Source organism: Streptomyces sp. 378 (assembly GCF_030124145.1).
Taxonomy (GTDB): Bacteria; Actinomycetota; Actinomycetes; order Streptomycetales; family Streptomycetaceae; genus Streptomyces.
The window spans coordinates 174,475-198,404 of sequence record NZ_JASKMS010000005.1; the positions used below are offsets into that span (position 1 = coordinate 174,475).

The 23,930-nt window shown below is 71.1% G+C and carries 20 protein-coding genes; 16 read left to right on the top strand and 4 right to left on the bottom strand.

Going from position 1 to position 23,930, the window contains the following annotated elements; translation table 11 throughout:
* Positions 1–126: 126 nt before the first annotated feature.
* The 4 genes from QNO09_RS09555 to QNO09_RS09570 form a co-directional block, all read right to left on the bottom strand.
* Positions 127–2,520 carry a transglutaminase TgpA family protein gene (locus QNO09_RS09555; RefSeq protein WP_283969658.1) on the bottom strand — a complete coding sequence of 798 codons (2,394 nt, stop codon included), beginning with the start codon at positions 2,518–2,520 and terminating at the stop codon, positions 127–129.
* Positions 2,520–3,881 (bottom strand): DUF58 domain-containing protein, encoded by a 1,362-nt coding sequence (locus QNO09_RS09560; protein WP_283969659.1) that lies wholly within the window; start codon positions 3,879–3,881, stop codon positions 2,520–2,522. Before QNO09_RS09560 ends, QNO09_RS09555 begins: the two co-directional genes overlap by 1 nt.
* Positions 3,881–4,921, bottom strand: coding sequence for an AAA family ATPase (locus QNO09_RS09565; protein WP_283969660.1), 1,041 nt, complete (start codon positions 4,919–4,921; stop codon positions 3,881–3,883). The genes QNO09_RS09560 and QNO09_RS09565 overlap by 1 nt, the downstream gene beginning before the upstream one ends.
* Before the next feature lie 302 nt (positions 4,922–5,223).
* Complete coding sequence (locus tag QNO09_RS09570; RefSeq protein WP_283969661.1) at positions 5,224–5,775, bottom strand: beta-class carbonic anhydrase; 552 nt, start codon at positions 5,773–5,775, stop codon at positions 5,224–5,226.
* Between the two features lie 387 nt (positions 5,776–6,162).
* Here QNO09_RS09570 and rsmH point away from each other — a divergent pair, with 387 nt between their 5' ends.
* The 16 genes from rsmH (at position 6,163) to QNO09_RS09650 (ending at position 23,925) form a co-directional block, all read left to right on the top strand.
* Entirely contained in the window at positions 6,163–7,119 is a 957-nt protein-coding gene (gene rsmH / locus QNO09_RS09575) for a 16S rRNA (cytosine(1402)-N(4))-methyltransferase RsmH (RefSeq protein WP_283969662.1), read from the top strand.
* A 31-nt stretch (positions 7,120–7,150) separates the two neighbouring features.
* Positions 7,151–7,600, top strand: coding sequence for a cell division protein FtsL (gene ftsL, locus QNO09_RS09580; protein ID WP_283969663.1), 450 nt, complete (start codon positions 7,151–7,153; stop codon positions 7,598–7,600).
* Between the two features lie 5 nt (positions 7,601–7,605).
* A complete protein-coding gene (locus tag QNO09_RS09585; protein ID WP_283969664.1) occupies positions 7,606–9,567 on the top strand; it encodes a peptidoglycan D,D-transpeptidase FtsI family protein in 1,962 nt (653 codons plus the stop codon).
* A 191-nt stretch (positions 9,568–9,758) separates the two neighbouring features.
* Positions 9,759–11,279 (top strand): UDP-N-acetylmuramoyl-L-alanyl-D-glutamate--2,6-diaminopimelate ligase, encoded by a 1,521-nt coding sequence (locus QNO09_RS09590; protein WP_283969665.1) that lies wholly within the window; start codon positions 9,759–9,761, stop codon positions 11,277–11,279.
* Between the two features lie 28 nt (positions 11,280–11,307).
* Positions 11,308–12,723 (top strand): UDP-N-acetylmuramoyl-tripeptide--D-alanyl-D-alanine ligase, encoded by a 1,416-nt coding sequence (locus QNO09_RS09595; RefSeq protein ID WP_283969666.1) that lies wholly within the window; start codon positions 11,308–11,310, stop codon positions 12,721–12,723.
* Positions 12,723–13,814 (top strand): phospho-N-acetylmuramoyl-pentapeptide-transferase, encoded by a 1,092-nt coding sequence (gene mraY, locus QNO09_RS09600; protein ID WP_283969829.1) that lies wholly within the window; start codon positions 12,723–12,725, stop codon positions 13,812–13,814. Before QNO09_RS09595 ends, mraY begins: the two co-directional genes overlap by 1 nt.
* Positions 13,796–15,238: a UDP-N-acetylmuramoyl-L-alanine--D-glutamate ligase gene (murD, locus tag QNO09_RS09605; RefSeq protein WP_283969667.1), complete on the top strand. Its 1,443-nt coding sequence runs from the start codon at positions 13,796–13,798 to the stop codon at positions 15,236–15,238. The genes mraY and murD overlap by 19 nt, the downstream gene beginning before the upstream one ends.
* A gap of 134 nt (positions 15,239–15,372) precedes the next feature.
* Positions 15,373–16,749: a putative lipid II flippase FtsW gene (ftsW, locus tag QNO09_RS09610; protein ID WP_283969668.1), complete on the top strand. Its 1,377-nt coding sequence runs from the start codon at positions 15,373–15,375 to the stop codon at positions 16,747–16,749.
* A gap of 6 nt (positions 16,750–16,755) precedes the next feature.
* On the top strand, positions 16,756–17,853 hold the full coding sequence (gene murG, locus QNO09_RS09615; RefSeq protein WP_283969669.1) for an undecaprenyldiphospho-muramoylpentapeptide beta-N-acetylglucosaminyltransferase: 1,098 nt from the start codon (positions 16,756–16,758) through the stop codon (positions 17,851–17,853).
* A gap of 27 nt (positions 17,854–17,880) precedes the next feature.
* Positions 17,881–18,675 (top strand): cell division protein FtsQ/DivIB, encoded by a 795-nt coding sequence (locus QNO09_RS09620; protein ID WP_283969670.1) that lies wholly within the window; start codon positions 17,881–17,883, stop codon positions 18,673–18,675.
* Between the two features lie 288 nt (positions 18,676–18,963).
* Positions 18,964–20,157, top strand: coding sequence for a cell division protein FtsZ (gene ftsZ / locus QNO09_RS09625; RefSeq protein WP_283969671.1), 1,194 nt, complete (start codon positions 18,964–18,966; stop codon positions 20,155–20,157).
* Between the two features lie 10 nt (positions 20,158–20,167).
* Positions 20,168–20,899 (top strand): peptidoglycan editing factor PgeF, encoded by a 732-nt coding sequence (gene pgeF, locus QNO09_RS09630; protein ID WP_283969672.1) that lies wholly within the window; start codon positions 20,168–20,170, stop codon positions 20,897–20,899.
* A gap of 6 nt (positions 20,900–20,905) precedes the next feature.
* Entirely contained in the window at positions 20,906–21,625 is a 720-nt protein-coding gene (locus tag QNO09_RS09635) for a YggS family pyridoxal phosphate-dependent enzyme (RefSeq protein WP_283969673.1), read from the top strand.
* 129 nt (positions 21,626–21,754) lie between these two features.
* Entirely contained in the window at positions 21,755–22,396 is a 642-nt protein-coding gene (locus QNO09_RS09640) for a cell division protein SepF (protein WP_283969674.1), read from the top strand.
* Positions 22,397–22,456: 60 nt separating this feature from the next.
* The gene (locus tag QNO09_RS09645) at positions 22,457–22,741 is read left to right on the top strand and encodes a YggT family protein (RefSeq protein WP_007448661.1); all 285 of its coding nucleotides are present in this window, start codon (positions 22,457–22,459) and stop codon (positions 22,739–22,741) included.
* A gap of 53 nt (positions 22,742–22,794) precedes the next feature.
* Entirely contained in the window at positions 22,795–23,925 is a 1,131-nt protein-coding gene (locus QNO09_RS09650) for a DivIVA domain-containing protein (protein WP_283969675.1), read from the top strand.
* Positions 23,926–23,930 lie beyond the last annotated feature (5 nt).

Sequence of the window (23,930 nt, forward strand, 5' to 3'; positions counted from 1 at the left end):
GCGCCCCGCACCGCCGACCGCCTCAGGACACTCGCTCTCCAGCAGGGCCTGCCGGTCGCAGGACCGGCCGGCGCACCCGCACGGCCGATGCACCCGATCCGGCTGGCCCGACCCGCTCCGGCCGCCTCAGCCCTGCTGTCCCGACGCCTTGCGCCACGTCGGCCGCAGTGCCACGGCGCGTTCCCGGACCCTCGTCCACCAGGCCGACGCCGCCCACACCACACGAACGGTGGAGCGGGGGGCCAGCAGCGCGCGGACCCTGGCCGGACGCCCGGCGGCCGCGCCGAGACGCGCCGTCACTCGGTGGACGTCGTCCGTGAGGCCCGCCGTCGGACGGGGGTGGGGTGCGTACAGGACCTGCTCCACCGCGTTCGCCACCCGGTGCACCGAGGCCGCGGCCGTCGCGTCGAGGTCGCCCAGCCGGACGATACGGTCGGCCGCCTTGCGCGGTGTCCGGGACTCGTCCGGCGTGATGCCGAAGTCCCACGCCGTGTCGGTCAGCTCCTGCCAGGCGGCCAGCGTGTACAGCGCCGCGTCCGCCTCACTGCGGCCGTGCGCCCCCAGCCGTGCCCTGCGCGTCCGCAGCCGCCACAGCATGGGCGCCGAGGGGAGTGCCAGGACGGCGAGACCGGCGAGGCCCCAGAGCGCGAAGGCGTACCACTTCGGGCCGTCGTCGTCCGTGGGCAGCGCCGCCTGCGGCGACTGGCTAGCGCAGCCGCCGTCCAGCTTCTTCTGCTCCGGCGTGCAGGTCTCGCTCGCCGAGGGCGTCGCGGACGGCGCGGCGGACGCCGACCGGGAGGGACGCACCTCGTCCGGCACCGAGCTGTCCGGGCTGTCCGGCACGGTGTACGCGGGGATCGAGCCGCGGGTCGGCGTAGGCTCGAAACGGGTCCAGCCCACGCCCTCGAAGTAGAGCTCGGGCCAGGCGTGCGCGTCCCGCAGCCCGACCGACACCGAACCGTCCGACTGCGGGGAACCGGGCGCGAAGCCCACCGCGACCCGGGCCGGTATGCCCAGGGAGCGGGCCATCGCCGCCATCGCGAAGGAGAAGTGCACGCAGAAGCCCTGCTTGTCCTTCAGGAAGCGGGCGATGGCCTGCGAGCCGCTGCCGACCTGCACCTGCGTGTCGTACTCGAAGCCGCCCGTCACGGCGAACCAGTCCTGCAACTTGACCGCCTGGCCGTACGGGTCGGCGGCCCCCGCGGTGACCTGGCGGGCGGTGCGGCCGACCACCGACGGCAGCGAGTCGGGCAACTCGGTGAAGTCACGCTCGATGTCCTCGGGCGGCGGTCCCGCCGAGGCCAGCTGCTCCGCCGTCGGCTGCACGTCCAGGCTCCTGACCTGGTACGTCAGGCCCCGCGTGTTCTGCCCGTGGTCGCCGACCAGCGTCATGCCCACCGGCTCGTACCGCCAGTTGCCGCTGATGCGCACGTCGCTCGGCGGGTAGGGCATGGGCAGCCAGTCCTGGGCGTACCAGTCCGCCGCGCTGATCGTGGTGTCGACCTCGGTGCGCTTGACGTCCGGGCTGAGGCCGACCGGATCCGGGAAGGCGCCGTCGGGCACGGCGGTGATGGACCGCCGGGACGGCTTCCAGGTGGTGCCGTCGAAGTCGTCCAGGGACACGATCCGCAGATACAGGTCCGAGACGTCTTCCATCTTGGTCCGCACGGACAGCACCTGCTGGTCCTCGTCCACGTTCAGGCTGTCCCGCAGCGACACCAGCGGGTTCACGGCGGAGATCGTGCCCCCGCCGCCGGGACCGCCGCCCGCGCCCGCTCCCACGGAGTCCAGCAGGCCGCCGTTCATCGCGGGCAGGCCCAGCGGCACCACCAGCGCGATGCCCAGCGCGACCACACCGATGCGCCGACCGGCGCGGACCGGGGCGACGGCGCCGCCCGGTTCCCCGCCGGATGTGCGCGGAGCGCCGCCGAAGACCCGGCCCCACTGGGAGAGCCGGTCCTGGCCCTCGGCCAGCAGCAGCATCAGATAGCCGGCCGCCGCCACCAGGAACCACAGCCAGTCCGTGCCCCCGTCGGACAGTCCCGCGGCCACGGAGTACAGCGCGAGCAGGGGCAGCCCGGCCGGGGCGGCGCTGCGGAAGGTCACCGCGAGGGCGTCCACCAGCAGGCCGATGATCAGGACCCCGCCGATGAGCATCAGTCGGATGCCGTCGGACTCCAGGGGGGCCGGGATCGCGTACCGCGCGATGTCGTTACCGCCCTGCTCGAACAGGAGCGCGAAGCGGTCGACGGCCTGCGGTCCCGGGATCACCCCGGCCAGGGCCTGGCCCCGGGCGAAGACGAAGGTCAGCAGCATCACGGTGACCACGGCCTGCGCCGCCACCGTCAGCGGCCGGGGCAGCGGCACCCTGCGGCCGAGGGCGCCCACGCCCGACTGCAGGGCCAGCAGGAAGGCCGCCTGCACGATCCACGTGGCCGGTCTGACCAGAGGCAGCAGGGCACACGCGGCCATCAGCGTGGCCGCCCACGCCCCCAGCGTCAGTCGTACCCGCCCGCTCATCACGGTCCCTCCCCGCCGCTCGCGGCGGCCAGGCCACTGCGCTCCCGGTCCGCCTGGCGCCACAACTCGTCCACCGAGGTGCCCTGCGGTACGCGCAGGGCCGTCCACCCCGCCTCGCGCAGCATGCGCAGCCGGTCGCCGCTCCTGTCCAACGGGCTGGGCACGTCGCCCGGTTCCCGCAGCCAGGTGTCGCTGTCCAGCAGGAAGGCGACCGCGCCCGGGCTGCGCTGCCGCATCCGGCCCAGCACGGCCGCCTGCTCCTCGTCCAGGTCGCCGAGGAAGGCCACGAGGAGCCCTTCGTTCCCGCCGCGCAGCACGTCGTAGGCCCGGGACAGGCCCGCGCCGTCCGAGTGGTCGATCACCGCGAGGGTGTCCATCATCTGGCCGGCCGCGTCGGCCGACTCCTGGCTCGCGCCCGCGAAGCCGTCCCCGCCCTCGCCGGGCACCGCGTTTCCGGTGTCCGTCAGCAGCCGTACCGAGTAGCCGCGTTCGAGCATGTGCACCAGCAGGGACGCGGCGCCCGACACGGCCCACTCGAAGGCCGAGTCCGGCCCCGCGCCCCGGTAGGCGATGGCGCGGGTGTCCAGCAGCACCGTGCAGCGGGCGCGCTGGGGCTGCTCCTCGCGGCGCACCATCAGCTCGCCGTAGCGGGCGGTGGAGCGCCAGTGCACGCGGCGCAGATCGTCGCCGTAGCGGTAGCCGCGCGGGATCATGTCGTCCTCGCCGGCCAGCGCGAGCGAACGCTGCCGTCCGTCGCCGTACCCCTTCGCCTCGCCGCTGAGGCGCACCGGCGCCAGCGGCTCCACCCGCGGGATGACCGTGAGGGTGTCGTGCGCCGAGAAGGAGCGGGTCAGCTCGCACATGCCGAACGGGTCGGTCAGGCGCAGCTGGAGCGGGCCCAGCGGGTAACGGCCGCGCAGGTCGGAGCGGACCCGGTAGGAGACCTCGCGCCGGCCCCCCGCCTCCACCCGGTCGAGCACGAAACGCGGCCGGGGGCCGAGCACGTACGGCACCCGGTCCTGGAGCATCAGCAGGCCCGTGGGCAGTCGCGAGACGTTGTCCATCCGCAGGTGGACCCTGGCCTCGCTGCCGGCGGGCACGCGCGCGGGGGAGAGCCGGCGGCTGCCTGCGACCCGGTAGCGCGTGCGGTACAGCACCGCCGCGCACACCAGCGGCAGCACCGCCAGCAGCAGCCCCACGCGCAGCAGGTCGCTCTGCCCGAGCACGTACGAACAGACGGCGGCCGCGACGCCGGCGGCCAGAAAGGAGCGTCCGCGGGTGGTCAGACCGGCCAGAGCGGTGCGGATGCCGCCCTTCTCGCCCCGGTCGGCTTCCGCGTGCCCCGTCCCCGCGGTGGTCATCACAGTCTCCGCGGCGGCTGCTGGGGATACGCCGGCGCCGGACGGCCGAGGCCGCCGAAGCCGCTCTGCTGCGGCGGCGCCGCCGGTACGGGCGTGCGCTGCAGGATTTCCTCGACGACCTGCTCGGCGGTGCGCCGGTTGAGCTGGGCCTGGGCGGTGGGCAGCAGACGGTGGGCCAGGACGGCGACGGCCAGGCCCTGCACGTCGTCCGGCAGCGCGTACTCCCGGCCGCTGAGGGCGGCGGACGCCTTCGCCGCGCGCAGCAGGTGCAGCGTGGCGCGCGGGGAGGCGCCCAGTCTCAGCTCGGGGTGCGTGCGCGTGGCGCCGACCAGGTCGACCGCGTAGCGCCGGATCGGCTCGGCGACATGGACCCCGCGCACCGCCTCGACCAGCTTGAGGATCTCGTGCGCGTGGGCCACGGGCTGGAGGTCCTCCAGCGGCGAGACGCCGCCGTGGACGTCCAGCATCTGCAGCTCGGCCTCGGCGCTCGGGTAACCGACCGAGACCCGGGCCATGAAGCGGTCGCGCTGGGCCTCCGGCAGCGGGTAGGTGCCCTCCATCTCGACCGGGTTCTGCGTCGCCACCACCATGAAGGGGCTGGGCAGCTCGTAGGTCTTGCCGTCGATGGTGACCTGGCGCTCCTCCATGGACTCCAGGAGCGCGGACTGCGTCTTGGGCGAGGCGCGGTTGATCTCGTCGCCGATCACCACCTGCGCGAAGATCGCGCCCGGCTTGAACTCGAAGTCGCGGCGCTGCTGGTCCCAGATGGACACACCGGTGATGTCCGACGGCAGCAGGTCCGGCGTGAACTGGATGCGCCGCACCGAGCAGTCGATGGACCGAGCCAGCGCCTTGGCCAGCATCGTCTTGCCGACACCCGGGACGTCCTCGATCAGCAGATGTCCCTCGGCCAGCAGCACGGTCAGCGAGAGCCGTACGACCTCGGGCTTGCCCTCGATCACGCCTTCCACCGACTCCCGCACGCGCTCCACCACGGCGGTCAGATCAGTGAGGCTCGCTCGATCGTCATAGGTCGTCACCCGGCCCTCCTCGGCCTTTCCCGTGCTCCCGGGGAGCACGGGATACCCCATTTTCCCGGGCCGACGCCGCATGACGCGGGCCGGCCCACCCCAACCACGGACACCCCGCGGGAATGGTTCCGCGCGACGTCACCCCCGCATTCTTGCTGCCGTTACCGATTCGTGTCACTCGACTGTGGACAACTGGCCGCGATATGTCGGTCTTACGATCATTCGAACACGCGACTGACAGGCTTTCGACAGCTGCGGCGGGTGGCCCTCCGGGGCGGGCGCCCCCCGGCGCCCGGGTCGGCGGGCGGGCATCAGGCGACCGGGTCGACCTCCCGCAGCAGGCCGGTCTTCACGTCGAACACGAATCCGCGCACGTCGTCGGTGTGCGGCACGAACGGCGAGGTGCGCACGCGCTGCATCGACTGCCGCACGTCCTGGTCGACGTCCCGGAAGGACTCCACGGCCCACGCCGGACGCTGGCCGACCTCGGCCTCCAGCTCGTTGCGGAAGTCCTCGGTGAGGCTCTCCAGGCCGCAGCCGGTGTGGTGGATGAGCACCACGCTGCGGGTGCCGAGCTTGCGCTGGCTGATGGTGAGGGAGCGGATCACGTCGTCGGTGACGACACCGCCCGCGTTGCGGATCGTGTGGCAGTCACCCAGCTCCAGGCCGAGCGCCGCGTGCAGGTCGAGACGGGCGTCCATGCAGGCCACGACGGCGACGTGCAGCACGGGCCGGGCGTCCATCCCCGGGTCCGTGAAGGCGTCCGCGTACCGGGCGTTGGCCTCCACGAGACGGTCGGTGACCGTGCCGCCGGCCTTCATGGCGCTCTCCGAACCTGTGGGAACCGATGCAGAAGTCGTCATAGCTATGACGTTACTGGTCACACCCTGTCCAGGCCTCCTGTGGAAGTGAACAAAGAATGCCGTCGAGTGAGGTGTGTGAGGTAACCCACAAGGGTGGTGCCCCGGTCTCCGCGTGAACGGCGGCGACGCGCAGGCCGGTTGATTGACCGGGCGACAGGGTGGACTAAAGTGACGCGAAGCGGGAGGCGAGACTCTCCCCGCTGGACTGATGTTCTTCACAAGACCCCGGCGACGACCGGTGATCTCCCCGCGTGCGCGGCGCGTACGCACGGCTCGGCCTCCTCCCGCTCCCGGTCGGCTGACGCTTCCGGCGACGGCGGGCCTCATGTTCACCAGCGGGCGGGGACCCGGCGGTGCGGACGACCGCGCCGGATCTGAGAGGGCCCCTTGAGCGAGAGTCGACACGTCCCGGTGATGCTCCAGCGGTGCCTGGACCTGCTGGCACCCGCCCTGGAGGGCCCGGACGCCGTGGTCGCCGACTGCACCCTCGGCCTCGGCGGCCACAGCGAGGCGCTCCTCGAGCGGTTCCCCGGCGTCCGGCTCGTCGCGCTCGACCGCGACAAGGAGGCCCTGCGGCTGTCCGGCGAGCGCCTCGCCCCCCACGGCGAGCGCGCGACCCTCGTCCACGCCGTCTACGACGAGCTCCCCGAGGTGCTCGACCGGCTCGGCATCGCGCGCGTGCAGGGCGTCCTGTTCGACCTGGGCGTCTCCTCCATGCAGCTCGACGAGGCCGAACGCGGCTTCGCCTACGCCCAGGACGCCCCGCTCGACATGCGCATGGACCAGACGACCGGCGTCAGCGCCGCCGAGGTCCTCAACACCTACCCGCCGGGCGAACTGGTGCGGATCCTCCGGGCGTACGGCGAGGAGAAGCAGGCCAAGCGGATCGTGAGCGCGATCGTGCGCGAGCGGGCGAAGGAGCCGTTCAGCAACAGCGCGCGGCTGGTGGAGCTGATCCGCGACGCCCTGCCGCAGGCCGCCAAGCGCACCGGCGGCAACCCGGCCAAGCGCACCTTCCAGGCCCTGCGCATCGAGGTCAACGGCGAGCTCTCCGTGCTGGAGCGCGCGATCCCCGCCGCCGTCAAGGCACTCGACGTGGGCGGGCGGATCGCGGTGCTGTCGTACCACTCGCTGGAGGACCGGCTGGTCAAGCAGGTCTTCGCGGCGGGCGCGGCCACCACCGCGCCGCCCGGACTGCCCGTCGTCCCCGAGCGCTACCAGCCGAGGCTCAAGCTGCTCACGCGCGGTGCCGAACTCCCCACGGAAGAGGAGATCGCCGAGAACCGACGGGCGGCACCGGCGCGGCTGCGCGGGGCCCAGCGCATCAGGGAGGACGTCGAGTGAGGCGTGTGCAGGCCGGACCGAGGGAGCGTGCGTGAGCGGCAAACCCGAACTGAAGGGGAGGGCGGCCCGCCTCGCGCGGCTCCTCCCGACCGGCCAGGGGCAGGCGGCCCGCACGCCCTTCGTCCTCCTGGTCGTCCTCCTGCTCGGCGGCGGTCTCATCTGCCTGCTCGTGCTGAACTCGGCCCTCAGTGAAGGCGCGTTCGAACTCGACGACCTCCAGCGCGGGACCAAGAGCCTCACCGACGAGGAGCAGGCCCTCCAGCGGGACATCGACGCCTACTCCGCCCCCGACGCCCTCCAGCGCCGCGCCCGCGAGCTCGGCATGGTGCCCGGCGGCGATCCCGCCTTCCTCGATCCCGACGGCACCGTCAAAGGTGTCCCCGGCGCGGCCACCGGTGCCGGGCAGACCTCCGTGTACACGCCCCTGGTCCTCGCCCCCGAGGCCATGACCGACGGCCCCACCCCGACCCCCGGCAGGTGACGGAAGTGTCCGACAGGGAACCGCCGCGTCGCCGCGTGCCCGCCCCCGCCAGGCCCGCTCGCCCCGACGCCCGGCGCCGTCCCGGCCCCGGTGCCCGTCCGGCCCGGCGGCCGGGGCAGGGCCGCCCCCCGGCGCCGCCCAAGCCGCTGAGGCTCGGCAGCCCCCGCCCCCGCCTGCGCCTGGTCGGACTCGCGCTCACCCTGGTCCTGACCGCCTTCGTCGTACGGCTGTTCCAGGTGCAGGCCGTCGACGCGAGCACGTACGCCGCCAAGGCCGAGCAGAACCGCTACGTCGGGCAGATCCTCGCCGCGGACCGGGGCGAGATCACCGACCGCTCCGGAGTGGCCCTCGCGACCAGTGAGGACGCCTACGACATCACCGCCGACCCCACGATGTTCGCCCCCCGCCAGCTGAAGATCGAGGACGGCCCGGAGCAGGCGGCCGCCCTCCTCGCGCCGATCCTCGGCCAGGAGCAGGACAGCCTGGTCGAGAAGCTGCGGCCGAAGAACACGGCCCTGCGCTACGTCAAACTGGCCTCCCGTCAGACCCCGCAGGTCTGGAAGCAGATCAAGGACCTCAAGTCGGCGCTCGCCAAGAAGGCGGAGACGGACAAGTCCACGCCGAACGTCCTCTCGGGCGTCTTCTCCGTCGCCACCAGCAAGCGTGTGTACCCCAACGGGGACCTCGCCGCCGGGATACTGGGCTGGGTCAACGCCGAGGGCAAGCCCGGCGGCGGCATCGAGTTGCAGCTGAACAAGCAGCTCGCCGGCAAGGACGGCAAGATCCGCTACGCGCAGTCCGGGGGCCGTCTCGTGCCCACCGCGGGCTCCACCGAGACACCCGCCGTCCCCGGCAGCGACATCGAGCTCACCATCGACCGCGACATCCAGTGGGCCGCCCAGAACGCCATCAGCGACCAGGTGAAGGAGTCCGCGGCCGACCGCGGCTACGTCATCGTCCAGGACACCCGCACCGGGCAGATCCTCGCCATGGCCAACTCGCCCGGCTTCGACCCGAACGACCTGTCCGACGCCGACCCGGCCGCCCTCGGCAACGCCGCCCTCCAGGACGCCTTCGAGCCCGGCTCCACCGCCAAGGTCATGTCGATGGCGGCCGTCCTCCAGGAGAACGTCGCCACACCGGGGACGCACGTGGTGGTGCCCAACCGGCTGCACCGCGGCGACCGGCTCTTCAAGGACGACATCGACCACCCGACCTGGTACCTGACCCTGAACGGCGTCCTCGCCAAGTCCAGCAACATCGGCACCATCCTCGCCACCGGCCAGCTCGGCACAACCCAGGCGCAGGCCAACAAGGTCCTCTACGACTACCTGCGCAAGTTCGGCCTCGGCAGCCACACGGGGCTCGGCTTCCCCGGCGAGACCAAGGGCATCCTCGCCCCGCCCGACAAGTGGTCCACCTCGCAGCAGTACACGATCCCTTTCGGCCAGGGCGTCTCCATCAACGCCATGCAGGCGGCTTCCGTGTACTCGACCATCGCCAACGGCGGCGTCCGTGTCGAACCCACCCTCGTGCGCGGCGCCAAGGGCCCCGACGGGCGCTTCACCCCCGCCCCGAAGCCCGCGAAGAACCGGGTCGTCAGCGCCGAGACGGCGAAGACCCTCGCCCAGATGCTGGAGTCCGTCGTGGACGACGAGGAGGGCACCGGCACCAAGGCGCGCATCCCCGGCTACCGCGTCGCGGGCAAGACGGGTACCGCCAACCGGGTGGATCCGGCCACCGGCAAGTACCACGGCTACACCTCGTCGTTCGCCGGATTCGCGCCCGCCGACCAGCCCCGCGTCACCGTCTACTGCGCCATTCAGAACGCCACCCAGGGCAGCTACTTCGGCGGCCAGATCTGCGGACCCGTCTACAAGAAGGTCATGGAGTTCGCGCTGAAGTCCCTCCAGGTCCCGCCGACCGGCGCCAAACCCGCGAAGCTGCCCGTCTCCTTCAAGCAGTGACCAGCGCGACGCACCCTGATCAGACCCAGCCCCACCGAGCCACCAGGACCGCCTCCGTGACAACGATCACCCCCGAGCCCGGTAACCAGGGCAGCCCCAGCCCCTCACTTCGCCCGGAGGCGGGTACGCCCGGTACGCTCACCGCCGTGCCACACGCTGATCAGTCCCAAACCACCCAGAAGGGCCATCCCGTGACATACCCCGGGCCGCCCAGGCCGGCGCAGGTCTCCGCCACACCCCTCGCGGAACTCGCCGATCAGCTGGGTGCTTCCGCGCCGGACAGCTCCCCGGGGGTCACGGGCATCACCCATGACTCCCGTGCCGTGCGCCCCGGCGACCTGTACGCCGCCCTCCCCGGTGCCCGGCTGCACGGCGCCGACTTCGTCAACCAGGCCGCGGGCCTCGGCGCGGCCGCCGTGCTGACCGACCCCACCGGCGCCGAGCGCTCCGCCGCGTCCGGTCTGCCGGTCCTGGTCGTCGACGACCCGCGCGGGCGGATGGGCGAGCTGGCCGCCACGATCTACGGCCACCCCGGCCGGGACCTGCTGCAGATCGGCATCACCGGCACCTCCGGCAAGACCACCACCGCCTATCTCGTCGAGGGCGGCCTGAAGACGGTCAGGTCCACCGGCCTGATCGGCACGGTCGAGATGCGCATCGGCGACGAGCGCATCAAGTCCGAGCGCACCACCCCCGAGGCCACCGACCTCCAGGCCCTGTTCGCCGTCATGCGCGAACGCGGCGTCGACGCGGTCGCCATGGAGGTCTCCAGCCACGCCCTGGTGCTCGGCCGGGTCGACGGCTGCGTCTTCGACATCGGCGTCTTCACCAACCTCAGCCCGGAGCACATGGAGTTCCACTCCGACATGGAGGACTACTTCCAGGCGAAGGCGCAGCTGTTCACCCCGAAACGGGGCAAGCTCGGCGTGGTCAACGTCGACGACGAGTACGGCCGCAGGCTGGCGAAGGAGGCCACCGTCCCGGTCGTCACCTACTCCGCCGAGGGCCACCCCGACGCCGACTGGCGTGCCGAGGACGTCCAGGTCGGCCGGCTGGACTCGACGTTCACCGTCGTCGGCCCCAAGGGCGAGCGGATCGACGCCACCTCGCCGCTGCCCGGGCCCTTCAACGTGGCCAACACCCTGGCCGCCATCGTCGCCCTCGCCGTCGCCGGCCTCGACCCGCAGGCCGCCGCCGACGGTGTCGCCGCCGTCCCCGGCGTCCCGGGCCGCCTGGAGCGCGTGGACGCCGGGCAGCCCTACCTGGCGGTCGTGGACTACGCGCACAAGACCGACGCCGTCGAGTCGGTGCTGCGCGCCCTGCGCAAGGTCACCGAGGGCAGGCTGCACATCGTCCTCGGCTGCGGTGGTGACCGGGACAAGACCAAGCGCGAGCCCATGGGCGCCGCCGCGGCGCGGCTCGCCGACACCGCCACACTGACCTCCGACAACCCCCGCTCCGAGGACCCCCTCGCGATCCTCGCCACGATGCTCCAGGGCGCGGCGTCCGTGCCGTCGCACGAGCGCGGCGAGGTGCAGGTCTTCGAGGACCGGGCCGCCGCGATCGCCGCGGCCGTCGCCCGAGCCGAACCCGGCGACACCGTGCTGGTCGCGGGCAAGGGCCACGAGCAGGGCCAGGACATCGCCGGGGTGGTCCGTCCCTTCGACGACCGCCAGGTGCTCCGCGAAGCCATCCAGAAGACCCAGGGATGAAAATCCAGAAGACCCAGGGGATGAACTTGTGATCGCCCTCTCCCTCGCCGAGATCGCAGAAGTCGTCGGCGGGCAGACGCACGACATACCGGATCCGTCCGTCCAGGTCACCGGACCGGTCGTCCGGGACTCCCGGGAGGCGGTGCCCGGCAGCCTCTTCGTCGCCTTCGCCGGGGAGCGCGTGGACGGCCACGACTTCGCGGCGGCGGTCGTCGAGTCCGGAGCGGCGGCCGTGCTCGGCACCCGGCCGGTCGGCGTGCCCGCGATCGTCGTGGACGACGTCCAGAGCGCGCTCGGCGCCCTCGCGCGGCACGTCGTACGACGTCTCGGTGCCACCCTCGTCGCCCTCACCGGCTCGGCGGGCAAGACCAGCACCAAGGACCTCATCGCGCAGGTGCTGCAGCGCAAGGCCCCCACGGTGTTCACGCCCGGCTCGCTCAACAACGAGATCGGGCTGCCGCTGACCGCGCTCAGCGCCACCGAGGAGACCAGGTTCCTCGTCCTGGAGATGGGCGCCCGCGGCATCGGGCACATCCGCTACCTCACCGGCCTGACACCCCCCAGGGTCGGTCTCGTCCTCAACGTCGGCAGCGCCCACATCGGCGAGTTCGGCGGTCGCGAGCAGATCGCGCAGGCCAAGGGCGAACTCGTCGAGGCCCTCCCCGCCGAGGCCGACGGCGGCACCGCGATCCTCAACGCCGACGACCCCTACGTGCGGGCCATGGCCTCCCGTACGAAGGCGAAGGTGCTCTTTTTCGGAGAGTCCGGCGAAGCGGACGTTCGTGCCGAGAACGTGCGACTCACGGACACCGGACAGCCCTCGTTCAGGCTTCACACACCCTCCGGTGCAAGTGATGTGACCATGCGCCTGTACGGTGAGCACCACGTGTCGAACGCGCTCGCCGCGGCCGCCGTCGCCCACGAGTTGGGCATGTCCGCTGACGAGATCGCCGTGGCGCTCTCCGAGGCGGGCTCCCTCTCCCGCTGGCGGATGGAGGTCACCGAGCGCCCGGACGGCGTGACGGTCGTCAACGACGCCTACAACGCGAACCCCGAGTCCATGAAGGCCGCGCTGCGCGCGCTCGTGGCCATCGGCAAGGGGCGTCGTACGTGGGCGGTGCTCGGCAAGATGGCCGAGCTCGGGGACGAGGCTCTCGCCGAGCACGACGCGGTCGGACGGCTCGCCGTCCGGCTCAACGTCAGCAAGCTCGTCGCGGTCGGTGGCAGGGAAGCCGCCTGGCTGCAACTGGGCGCATATAACGAGGGTTCGTGGGGTGAGGAGTCGGTGCACGTGTCCGACGCACAGGCGGCGGTCGACCTGTTGCGCAGCGAGCTGCGCCCGGGGGACGTCGTGCTCGTGAAGGCGTCCCGTTCGGTCGGGCTCGAGAACGTGGCGCAGGCGCTGCTCGAGACCGGTGCCGAGGGTGAGGTTTCCGCCCGATGATGAAGCAGATCCTGTTCGCAGGAGTCATTGGTCTCTTTCTCACGCTGGTCGGCACCCCGCTGCTGATCAAGCTGCTCGCGCGCAAGGGTTACGGCCAGTACATCCGCGACGACGGCCCGCGCGAGCACGCCAGCAAGCGCGGTACGCCGACCATGGGCGGTATCGCCTTCATCTTCGCGACGGTCGCCGCGTACTTCCTGGCCAAGGTGATCACGGGCTATGTGGACCCGGAGGCCGACGCGGCGCCGACCTTCTCGGGTCTGCTGGTGCTCGGCCTGATGGTGGGCATGGGCCTGGTCGGTTTCCTCGACGACTACATCAAGATCGTCAAGCGGCGTTCGCTCGGCCTGCGGGCCAAGGCCAAGATGGCCGGCCAGCTGATCGTGGGCATCACCTTCGCGGTGCTCTCGCTGCAGTTCGCGGACAACCGCGGCAACACCCCGGCGTCCACGAAGCTGTCGTTCATCACGGACTTCGGCTGGACGATCGGCCCCGTGCTGTTCGTGGTCTGGGCGCTGTTCATGATCCTGGCGATGTCCAACGGCGTGAACCTCACCGACGGTCTGGACGGTCTCGCCACCGGCGCCTCGGTGCTCGTCTTCGGCGCCTACACGTTCATCGGCGTCTGGCAGTTCCAGGAGTCCTGCGCCAACGCGCAGACCCTGACCAACCCGGGCGCCTGCTACGAGGTACGGGACCCCCTCGACCTGGCGGTGGTCGCCTCCGCGCTGATGGGTGCCTGCCTCGGCTTCCTGTGGTGGAACACCTCGCCGGCCAAGATCTTCATGGGCGACACCGGTTCGCTGGCGCTCGGCGGTGTGCTCGCCGGCCTCGCGATCTGCTCGCGCACCGAGCTGCTGCTCGCCATCCTCGGCGGCCTCTTCGTCCTGATCACCATGTCCGTGGTCATCCAGGTCGGTTCCTTCCGGCTCACCGGAAAGCGTGTCTTCCGGATGGCGCCACTCCAGCACCACTTCGAACTCAAGGGCTGGTCCGAAGTGCTCGTGGTGGTCCGCTTCTGGATCATCCAGGGCATTTGTGTGATCGTCGGACTCGGCCTCTTCTATGCGGGATGGGCAGCGGACAAGTGACCTCCTCGGAGCCCTTCGACTTCCAGGGCAAGCACGTCACCGTCGCCGGACTCGGCGTCTCGGGCGTCCCGGCGGCCAAGGTGCTGCACGGGCTCGGCGCGAGGGTCACCGTCGTCAACGACGGCGCCGACGAGCGCGCGCGGGCGCAGGCGGCCGAGCTGGAGGCGCTCGGCATCACCGTGCGCCTCGGTGACGGCGGCACTCTGCCCGAGGGCACCGAGCTCATCGTCACCGCGCCCGGCTGGATGCCGGACAAGCCGCTGTTCGCGGCGGCACGGCAGGCGGGGGTCCCCGTCTGGGGCGACGTCGAACTGGCCTGGCGCCTGCGCGGCCCCGACGCCGCCCCCTGGCTCGCCGTCACCGGCACCAACGGCAAGACCACCACCGTGCAGATGCTGGCCTCGATCCTGAAGGCGGCGGGCCTGCGCACGGCCGCCGTCGGCAACATCGGCGTCTCCCTGCTGGACGCGGTCCTCGGCGACGAGCGGTACGACGTGCTGGCCGTGGAGCTCTCCAGCTACCAGCTGCACTGGGCGCCCTCCCTGCGCGCCCACTCGGCCGTCGTGCTGAACCTCGCCCCGGACCACCTCGACTGGCACGGCTCCATGGAGGCCTACGCCGCCGACAAGGGCCGCATCTACGAGGGCAATCGCGTCGCCTGCGTCTACAACGTGGCCGACAAGGCCACCGAGGACCTGGTCCGCCGGGCCGACGTCGAGGAGGGCTGCCGGGCCGTCGGCTTCACCCTCGGCACCCCCGGCCCGTCCCAACTCGGCGTCGTGGAAGGCATCCTGGTCGACCGCGCCTTCGTCGAGAACCGGCAGAAGAACGCCCAGGAGCTCGCCGAGGTCGCCGACGTCGATCCGCCGGCCCCGCACAACATCGCCAACGCCCTCGCCGCCGCGGCCCTCGCCCGCGCCTACGGCGTGCCCGCCAGGGCCGTACGGGACGGCCTGCGGGCGTTCACCCCGGACGCCCACCGCATCGCGCACGTGGCGGACGTGGACGGGGTCGTCTGGGTCGACGACTCCAAAGCCACCAACACGCATGCGGCGGAAGCCTCGTTGGCGGCGTACGAGTCGATCGTGTGGATCGCGGGCGGACTCGCGAAGGGCGCGACCTTCGACGAACTGGTCGCCAAGTCGGCGAAGCGGCTGCGGGGTGCCGTGCTGATCGGCGCGGACCGCGCGCTCATCCGGGAAGCCCTCGCGCGACACGCCCCGCAGGTACCCGTCGTCGACCTCGACCGGACCGACACTGGGGCGATGCGCGCGGCGGTTCAGGAGGCGCGGCAACTCGCTCACCCGGGCGACACGGTGCTGCTGGCTCCGGCCTGTGCCTCCATGGACATGTTCGCCAACTACAACAAGCGCGGGGACGCTTTCGCGGACGCCGTTCGTGAGCTCGGCTCCGCCGACGGCTGACCCGGGTCCGCCTCGCCCGGCGGCGCGCCGGGCGAACCTGGGAGGGACGCGTGACACGGATGTGGCTGGTGCCCGAGCGGCCTGGGGGCGTGCACCGCGCGTTGTCCCCCTCCGGCACGGCAGGGTGAGCGGCGATGCCCACCAGCCGCACCGGACGGCCCCCGACCCCCCGCGCCCCCAAACGCCCCGTGGCGCCGCGGAACGCCCGTGAGAACGGCGTCCTCGGCCTCTACACCCGCGTGCGCAGGGGCTGGGACCGGCCGCTGACCGCCTACTACCTGATCCTCGGCGGCAGTGCGCTGATCACCGTGCTGGGGCTGGTGATGGTCTACTCGGCCTCCCAGATCACCGCGCTGCAGATGTCGCTGCCCGGTTCGTACTTCTTCCGCAAGCAGTTGCTCGCCGCGGGCATCGGCACCGTTCTGCTGCTGGCGGCCTCGCGGATGCCGGTGAAACTGCACCGGGCACTCGCCTACCCCATCCTCGCGGGCGCCGTCTTCCTCATGACCCTGGTGCAGGTCCCCGGCATAGGAGTGTCGGTCAACGGCAACCAGAACTGGATCGCCCTCGGTGGCTCCTTCCAGATCCAGCCCAGCGAGTTCGGCAAGCTCGCCCTCGTGCTGTGGGGCGCCGACCTGCTCGCCCGCAAACAGGACAGGAGGCTGCTGACCCAGTGGAAGCACATGCTCGTGCCGCTGGTGCCGGCCGCCTTCATGCTGCTCGGTCTGATCATGATCGGCGGCGACATGGGCACGGCGATCATCCTCACGGCCATCCTGTTCGGCCTGCTGTGGCTGGCCGGCGCCCCCACGCGGCTGTTCGCCGGGGTGCTGTCGATCGCCGCCGTCCTCGGCCTGATCCTCATCAAGACCAGCCCCAACCGCATGGCCCGCCTGCAGTGCCTGGGCGCCACCGAGCCCCAGTCGGGGCCCGTCGACTGCTGGCAGGCCGTGCACGGGATCTACGCCCTCGCCTCGGGCGGGATCTTCGGGTCCGGACTGGGTGCGAGTGTGGAGAAATGGGGTCAACTCCCCGAAGCTCACACCGACTTCATCTTCGCCGTCACCGGTGAGGAACTGGGTCTGGCGGGGACGCTGTCGGTACTCGCCCTCTTCGCGGCTCTAGGCTATGCGGGTATCCGCGTGGCCGGACGCACGGAAGATCCGTTCGTGAGGTATGCCGCGGGAGGCGTGACCACCTGGATCACGGCCCAGGCCGTGATCAACATCGGTGCGGTGCTCGGTCTGTTGCCGATCGCCGGCGTCCCCCTCCCGCTGTTCTCCTACGGAGGATCCGCCCTGCTGCCGACCATGTTCGCCATCGGGTTGCTGATCGCCTTCGCGCGTGACGACCCCGCTGCGCGGATGGCGCTTGCGATGCGACAACCCCGCTTTGGTAGAAAGCGGGGGGCGGGGGGCACCGCTCGGTCGGGCAGGCCGGCCGGAGTCTCCCGGAGATGGAACACGATGCGACGGCGTGCCTCGGCGGCACGCTCGTCCGGAGAGCGGTGAATTTCGGTGCATGTCGTACTCGCCGGCGGAGGAACCGCGGGCCACATCGAGCCCGCGCTCGCCCTCGCGGACGCCCTGCGCAGGCAGGACCCGAGCGTGGGCATCACGGCCCTGGGCACGGAGCGCGGCCTCGAGACCCGTCTCGTACCCGAGCGCGGGTACGAACTCGCGCTGATCCCGGCCGTTCCGCTGCCGCGCAAGCCCACCCCGGAACTGATCACCGTCCCGGGCCGGCTGCGCGGCACGATCAAGGCGACGGAGCAGATCCTGGAACGCACCAAGGCGGACGCCGTGGTCGGCTTCGGCGGCTACGTCGCCCTGCCCGGCTACCTCGCGGCCAAGCGCCTGGGCGTGCCGATCGTGATCCACGAGGCCAACGCCCGCCCGGGCCTGGCCAACAAGATCGGCTCGCGCTACGCCAGCCAGGTCGCCGTCTCCACGCCCGACAGCAAGCTGCGGGGCGCCCGTTACATCGGCATCCCGCTGCGCCGCTCTATCGCCACCCTCGACCGGGCCGCCGTACGCCCCGAGGCCCGGGCCGCGTTCGGGCTCGACCCGAACCTGCCCACGCTGCTGGTCACCGGCGGCTCCCAGGGCGCCCGCCGCCTGAACGAGGTCGTCCAGCAGGTCGCGCCCTGGCTCCAGCAGGCCGGAATCCAGATCCTGCACGCCGTCGGCCCGAAGAACGAACTGCCGCACGTCCAGCAGATGCCGGGGATGCCCCCCTACATCCCGGTAAGTTACCTGGACCGGATGGACCTCGCGTACGCCGCGGCCGACATGATGCTCTGCCGCGCGGGCGCGATGACCGTCGCCGAACTCTCCGCCGTCGGGCTCCCGGCCGCCTATGTCCCGCTGCCCATCGGCAATGGCGAACAGCGGCTCAACGCCCAGCCGGTGGTCAAGGCCGGCGGCGGACTGCTGGTCGACGACGCGGAGCTGACCCCCGAGTGGGTCCAGCAGAACGTCCTGCCCGTGCTCGCCGACCCGCACCGGCTGTACCAGATGTCCCGCGCCGCGGCCGAGTTCGGCCGCAGGGACGCCGACGAACTGCTCGTCGGCATGGTGTACGAGGCGATCGCCGCCAGCCGTGCACACCGATAGGACCGTATGACGGGAAGGCAGGGGAGCGTGGCCGGATCGACCACCGCCGAGCGCGGTGCACGCCAGCAGGAGTCGTCCGGCCCGCCGCCCCGCCTTCGCTCGAGGCGGGCCAGGATCCGCGCGCTCGTCCTCCTGGGCCTCGCCCTGGTCTTCCTCGGCATCCCGACGGTCTGGCTGTTCTACGGCTCCGACTGGCTGCGCGCGGAGCACGTCTCCGTGTCCGGCACCCGGGTCCTGACACCGGTTCAGGTCGAGGCGGCCGCCGAGGTTCCGCTCGGGAAGCCGCTGATTTCCGTCGACACCGATGCGATCGAGACGCGCCTGCGCCGGAAAGTGCCCCGAATTGACGCGGTTGACGTGGTCCGATCCTGGCCTCGGGGAATCGACCTGAAAGTGGTCGAGCGGACTCCGGTTCTGATTGTTCAAAAGGGCGGAAAGTTCGTCGAAGTGGACGACGAAGGTGTCCGTTTCGCCACGGTTTCCGAGGCGCCGAAAGGCGTCCCCGCACTGGAATTGACGCTCTCCCGCTCCAGCTCCGCCGCCGCGAGCCTGCGCCGCTTCGGCGAGTCCCGGCTGGTGCGTGAGGCGGTCGGCGTCGCGCGCGCGGTTCCGGCCGCCGTCGCGAGTGACACACGGACCGTCAAGGTCCGTTCCTACGACGACATCTCGCTGGAGTTGAAGGACGGCCGCACGGTGGTCTGGGGAAGCAGCGAGAAGGGTGCCGCGAAGGCCCGTACGCTCACCGCTCTGATGAAAGCCTCGCCCGATGCGCGGTACTTCGATGTGAGTGTCCCCACCGCGCCCGCGTCATCGCGGAGTTGACGCACATCCGCGCAGGCCAGCACCCTGGTTGGGCAGTGCTACGGCTGATCACATAGGGTGAAAAGAAAAACGGGAGGTTCGGCGTGTTCGTTGAACGTGCGCCACTTGTCGACTTAGTGTCCTGTTCAGAAGACTCCAAGGAACAGACACACTGGTAACCCTAAACTTCAGGGTTAGGGTTCGGGTCGGCGATACGGACCGTCCCATTCGGCATCAGTCGTCGGGTCGCGGGGCGCAGGGCGTCACGCTGATCCGTCGACACGTAACTCGAGGCGAGAGGCCTTCGACGTGGCAGCACCGCAGAACTACCTCGCAGTCATCAAAGTCATCGGTGTCGGCGGCGGTGGTGTCAATGCCATCAACCGGATGATCGAGGTCGGTCTCAAGGGCGTCGAGTTCATCGCCATCAACACCGACGCGCAAGCTCTGTTGATGAGCGACGCCGACGTCAAGCTGGACGTCGGCCGTGAACTCACCCGCGGACTCGGCGCCGGAGCCAACCCGGCCGTCGGCCGCAAGGCCGCCGAGGACCACCGCGAGGAGATCGAGGAGGTCCTCAAGGGGGCCGACATGGTCTTCGTGACAGCCGGTGAAGGCGGCGGCACCGGCACCGGCGGCGCGCCCGTCGTGGCCAACATCGCCCGCTCGCTCGGCGCCCTCACCATCGGTGTGGTGACGCGCCCGTTCACCTTCGAGGGACGGCGTCGCGCGAACCAGGCCGAGGACGGCATCGCCGAACTCCGCGAAGAGGTCGACACCCTCATCGTCATCCCGAACGACCGGCTGCTGTCCATCTCGGACCGCCAGGTCTCGGTACTGGACGCCTTCAAGTCGGCCGACCAGGTCCTGCTCTCCGGTGTCCAGGGCATCACCGACCTCATCACCACCCCGGGCCTGATCAACCTCGACTTCGCCGACGTCAAGTCGGTCATGTCGGAGGCCGGCTCGGCCCTGATGGGCATCGGCTCGGCCCGCGGCGACGACCGCGCGGTGGCCGCCGCGGAGATGGCGATCTCCTCGCCGCTGCTGGAGGCGTCCATCGACGGCGCCCGCGGCGTGCTCCTGTCCATCTCCGGTGGCTCCGACCTCGGCCTGTTCGAGATCAATGAGGCCGCCCAGCTGGTGAGCGAGGCCGCCCACCCCGAGGCCAACATCATCTTCGGCGCGGTGATCGACGACGCCCTCGGTGACGAGGTCCGGGTCACCGTGATCGCGGCCGGCTTCGACGGCGGCCAGCCGCCGGCCAAGCGGGACAATGTCCTCGGCTCGTCCTCGGCCAAGCGCGAGGAGCCGGCCCCGGTCCGGCAGACCGAAGGCCGGCCGTCCTTCGGATCACTCGGCAGCGTGACCCCGAAGGAGGACCCGGAGCCCGCGCCGGAGCCGGTCAAGGACATCCCGGTCGCCCCGCCGGTCCCGCCGGCGCCGCGGACCTACTCGGACAGCGCGGCCGAGGAACTGGACGTACCGGACTTTCTCAAGTGATCCTTCAGTCGTGATAGGACAGCGCGAAAGCGCGAGCGGCGCGCACTTCGGCTTCACCGACCGGTGGGGCGGGGTGAGCGCCGCTCCGTATGAGGAGCTCAACCTCGGCGGAGCGGTCGGTGACGATCCCGACGCCGTACGTACCAACCGGGAGCTGGCCGCCAAGTCCCTGGGCGTCGAGCCGGACCGGGTGGTCTGGATGAACCAGGTGCACGGGGCCGACGTGGCGGTGGTGGACGGGCCGTGGGGATCTTCCACCGCGATGTCGTCGGTCGACGCGATCGTCACCACGCGGCGGGGGCTCGCCCTCGCCGTGCTGACCGCCGACTGCGTGCCGGTGTTGCTCGCCGACCCCGTCGCCGGAGTCGCCGCCGCGGCCCACGCGGGCCGGCCCGGCATGATCGCCGGAGTCGTCCCGGCCGCGTTGCGCGCGATGACGGAACTGGGCGCCCAGCCCTCCCGGATCGTCGCCCGCACCGGGCCCAGCGTCTGCGGCCGGTGTTACGAGGTGCCCGAGGCGATGCGCGCCGAGGTGTCCGCCATCGAGCCGGCGGCGTACGCCGAGACCGGTTGGGGCACACCGGCGGTCGACGTGAGCGCCGGGGTGCACGCCCAGCTCGAACGGCTCGGGGTGCGCGACCGGGAGCAGTCGCCGGTGTGCACGCTGGAGTCACGCGATCACTTCTCATACCGCCGCGACCGCACCACCGGTCGGCTCGCGGGTTATGTGTGGCTGGACTGATAGGGCATGACGGACCGCAAAGACGAACTCGCCGCGAATCTGGCGAAGGTGGAACGGCGTATCGCCGAGGCGTGCGCCGCCGCGGGGCGATCACGCGACGAGGTGACCCTGATCGTGGTCACCAAGACCTACCCCGCGAGCGATGTGCGGATCCTCGCGGAACTCGGCGTGCGGCACGTCGCCGAGAACCGCGACCAGGACGCGGCCCCCAAGGCCGAGGCCTGCTCGGATCTGCCCCTCACCTGGCACTTCGTGGGTCAACTCCAGACCAACAAGGTGCGATCGGTGGTCGGTTACGCGAATTTCGTGCAGTCCGTCGATCGTTCCAAGCTCGTTGCCGCTCTGTCGAAGGAGGCCGTCCGGTCCGGGCGCGAACTGGGATGCCTGATCCAGGTCGCACTCGACGCCGGTGAGAGCGGCCGGGGCGAGCGCGGCGGTGTCGGACCCGGCGGCATCGGGGAGTTGGCCGGTCTCGTGGCCGGCGCGCCCGGGCTCCGGCTCGACGGACTGATGACCGTCGCGCCGCTCACCGGGGAGTACGCGGGCCGCGAACAGGCCGCCTTCGAGCGGTTGATGGATTTGTCGACCGACCTGCGCCGGAGTCATCCGGCTGCCACCATGGTCTCGGCAGGGATGAGTACGGACCTCGAACAGGCCGTGACGGCCGGAGCGACACATGTGCGCGTCGGCAGCGCGGTACTCGGAGTCCGCCCCAGGCTCGGGTAACGTCGCCAAGAAGTCGGACCACAGCAGAAAATATGGTCATTGCCGCCGATAGGCGGATTCAAGGACCACGTGGATCGCGGGCACTTGGAAGTCGTCAGCCGATCCACCACAGAGCGGAGGACTCAGAGCATGGCCGGCGCGATGCGCAAGATGGCGGTCTACCTCGGCCTCGTGGAGGACGATGGGTACGACGGCCGCGGATTCGACCCCGACGACGACTTCGAACCCGAGCTGGACCCGGAGCCCGAGCGGGACCACCGGCGGCACGAGCCGTCCCATCAGCCGCACGTCTCACATCAGTCCCAAAGGGACGAAGAGGTACGAGTCGTACAGCCGCCCGCGCCTCGCGAACCGGTCGCCCGTTCCGCTTCGCTCCCCGCGGAATCCAGCCGCCCGGCGCGCATCGCGCCCGTGGCATCCATCACACAAGAACGCGCAAATCTGGAGAAGAACGCACCGGTGATCATGCCCAAGGTCGTGTCGGAACGAGAGCCTTACCGGATCACCACACTTCACCCGCGGACCTACAACGAGGCCCGTACCATCGGGGAACACTTCCGTGAAGGCACCCCGGTGATCATGAATCTGACTGAGATGGATGACACAGATGCGAAGCGACTTGTCGACTTTGCGGCCGGTTTGGTGTTTGGTCTTCACGGCAGTATCGAGCGGGTGACGCAGAAGGTGTTCCTGTTGTCGCCTGCTAACGTCGATGTCACGGCGGAGGACAAGGCCCGCATCGCAGAGGGCGGGTTCTTCAACCAGAGCTGAGACGCACCACCGGAAACAGCAGTACCGAGCAGGGCACAGGGGAGAGGGAAGCAAGAGGTCATGAGCGTGGTTCTGGATGTCGTCTACATCGCGCTGATGTGCTTTCTCATCGTGCTCATCTTCCGGTTGGTCATGGACTATGTCTTCCAGTTCGCCCGCTCATGGCAACCCGGCAAGGCGATGGTGGTCGTTCTGGAGGCCACCTACACTGTCACTGATCCACCGCTCAAGCTTCTGCGGCGGTTCATTCCGCCGCTGCGTCTCGGGGGCGTGGCGCTCGACCTGTCCTTCTTCGTACTGATGATCATCGTCTACATCCTGATCTCGATCGTGAGCCGGCTGTGAGCGATGTGAACTACGGTCTTGCCGAATGCCGACGACTACGTTGAGGTGAAGAGATGCCGTTGACCCCCGAGGACGTGCGGAACAAGCAGTTCACGACCGTCCGCCTCCGAGAAGGCTATGACGAGGACGAGGTCGATGCCTTCCTCGATGAGGTCGAAGCCGAACTGACCCGCCTGCTCCGCGAGAACGAGGACCTGCGCGCCAAGCTGGCCGCGGCCACGCGTGCTGCCGCGCAGAACCAGCAGAACATGCGCAAACCGCCGGAGCAGCAGGATCAGCAACAGCCACCGCAGCACCAGCAGCAGGGCATGCGGGGTCCCGGTGGTCCCGTACCCGCCGGCATATCGGGCCCGCCGCAGCAGCAGATGGGTGGCCCCATGGGTGGTCCGCCCCAGCTGCCGAGCGGTGCCCCGCAGCTGCCCGCCGGTCCCGGTGGTCAGGGTGGACCCCAGGGTCCCGGTCCGATGGGCCAGGGTCCGGGTCCGATGGGCCAGCCCCCGATGCAGCAGCAGATGGGCGGCCCGATGGGCGGCCCCGGCCCCATGGGCGGTCCGATGGGCGGCCCCGGTCAGCAGGGTCCCGGTGGCGACAGCGCCGCTCGTGTCCTCTCGCTGGCCCAGCAGACCGCCGACCAGGCGATCGCGGAGGCCCGTTCCGAGGCCAACAAGATCGTCGGCGAGGCCCGTTCGCGTGCCGAGGGTCTGGAGCGTGACGCCCGTGCCAAGGCGGACGCCCTGGAGCGGGACGCGCAGGAGAAGCACCGCGTCGCGATGGGCTCCCTGGAGTCCGCCCGCGCCACGCTGGAGCGCAAGGTCGAGGACCTGCGCGGCTTCGAGCGCGAGTACCGCACGCGCCTGAAGTCGTACCTGGAGTCGCAGCTGCGTCAGCTGGAGACCCAGGCCGACGACTCGCTGGCCCCGCCGCGCACTCCGGCGACCGCGTCCCTCCCGCCGTCCCCGGCGCCTTCCATGGCTCCGGCCGGCGCGAGCGCCCCGTCCTACGGTGGCGGCAACCAGACGATGGGCGGCGGCCCGTCGCCGTCCGGTCCGTCCTACGGCGGTCAGCAGCAGATGTCGCCGGCGATGACCCAGCCGATGGCGCCGGTGCGCCCGCAGGGCCCGTCCCCGATGGGTCAGGCGCCCTCGCCGATGCGGGGCTTCCTGATCGACGAGGACGACAACTGACGGCC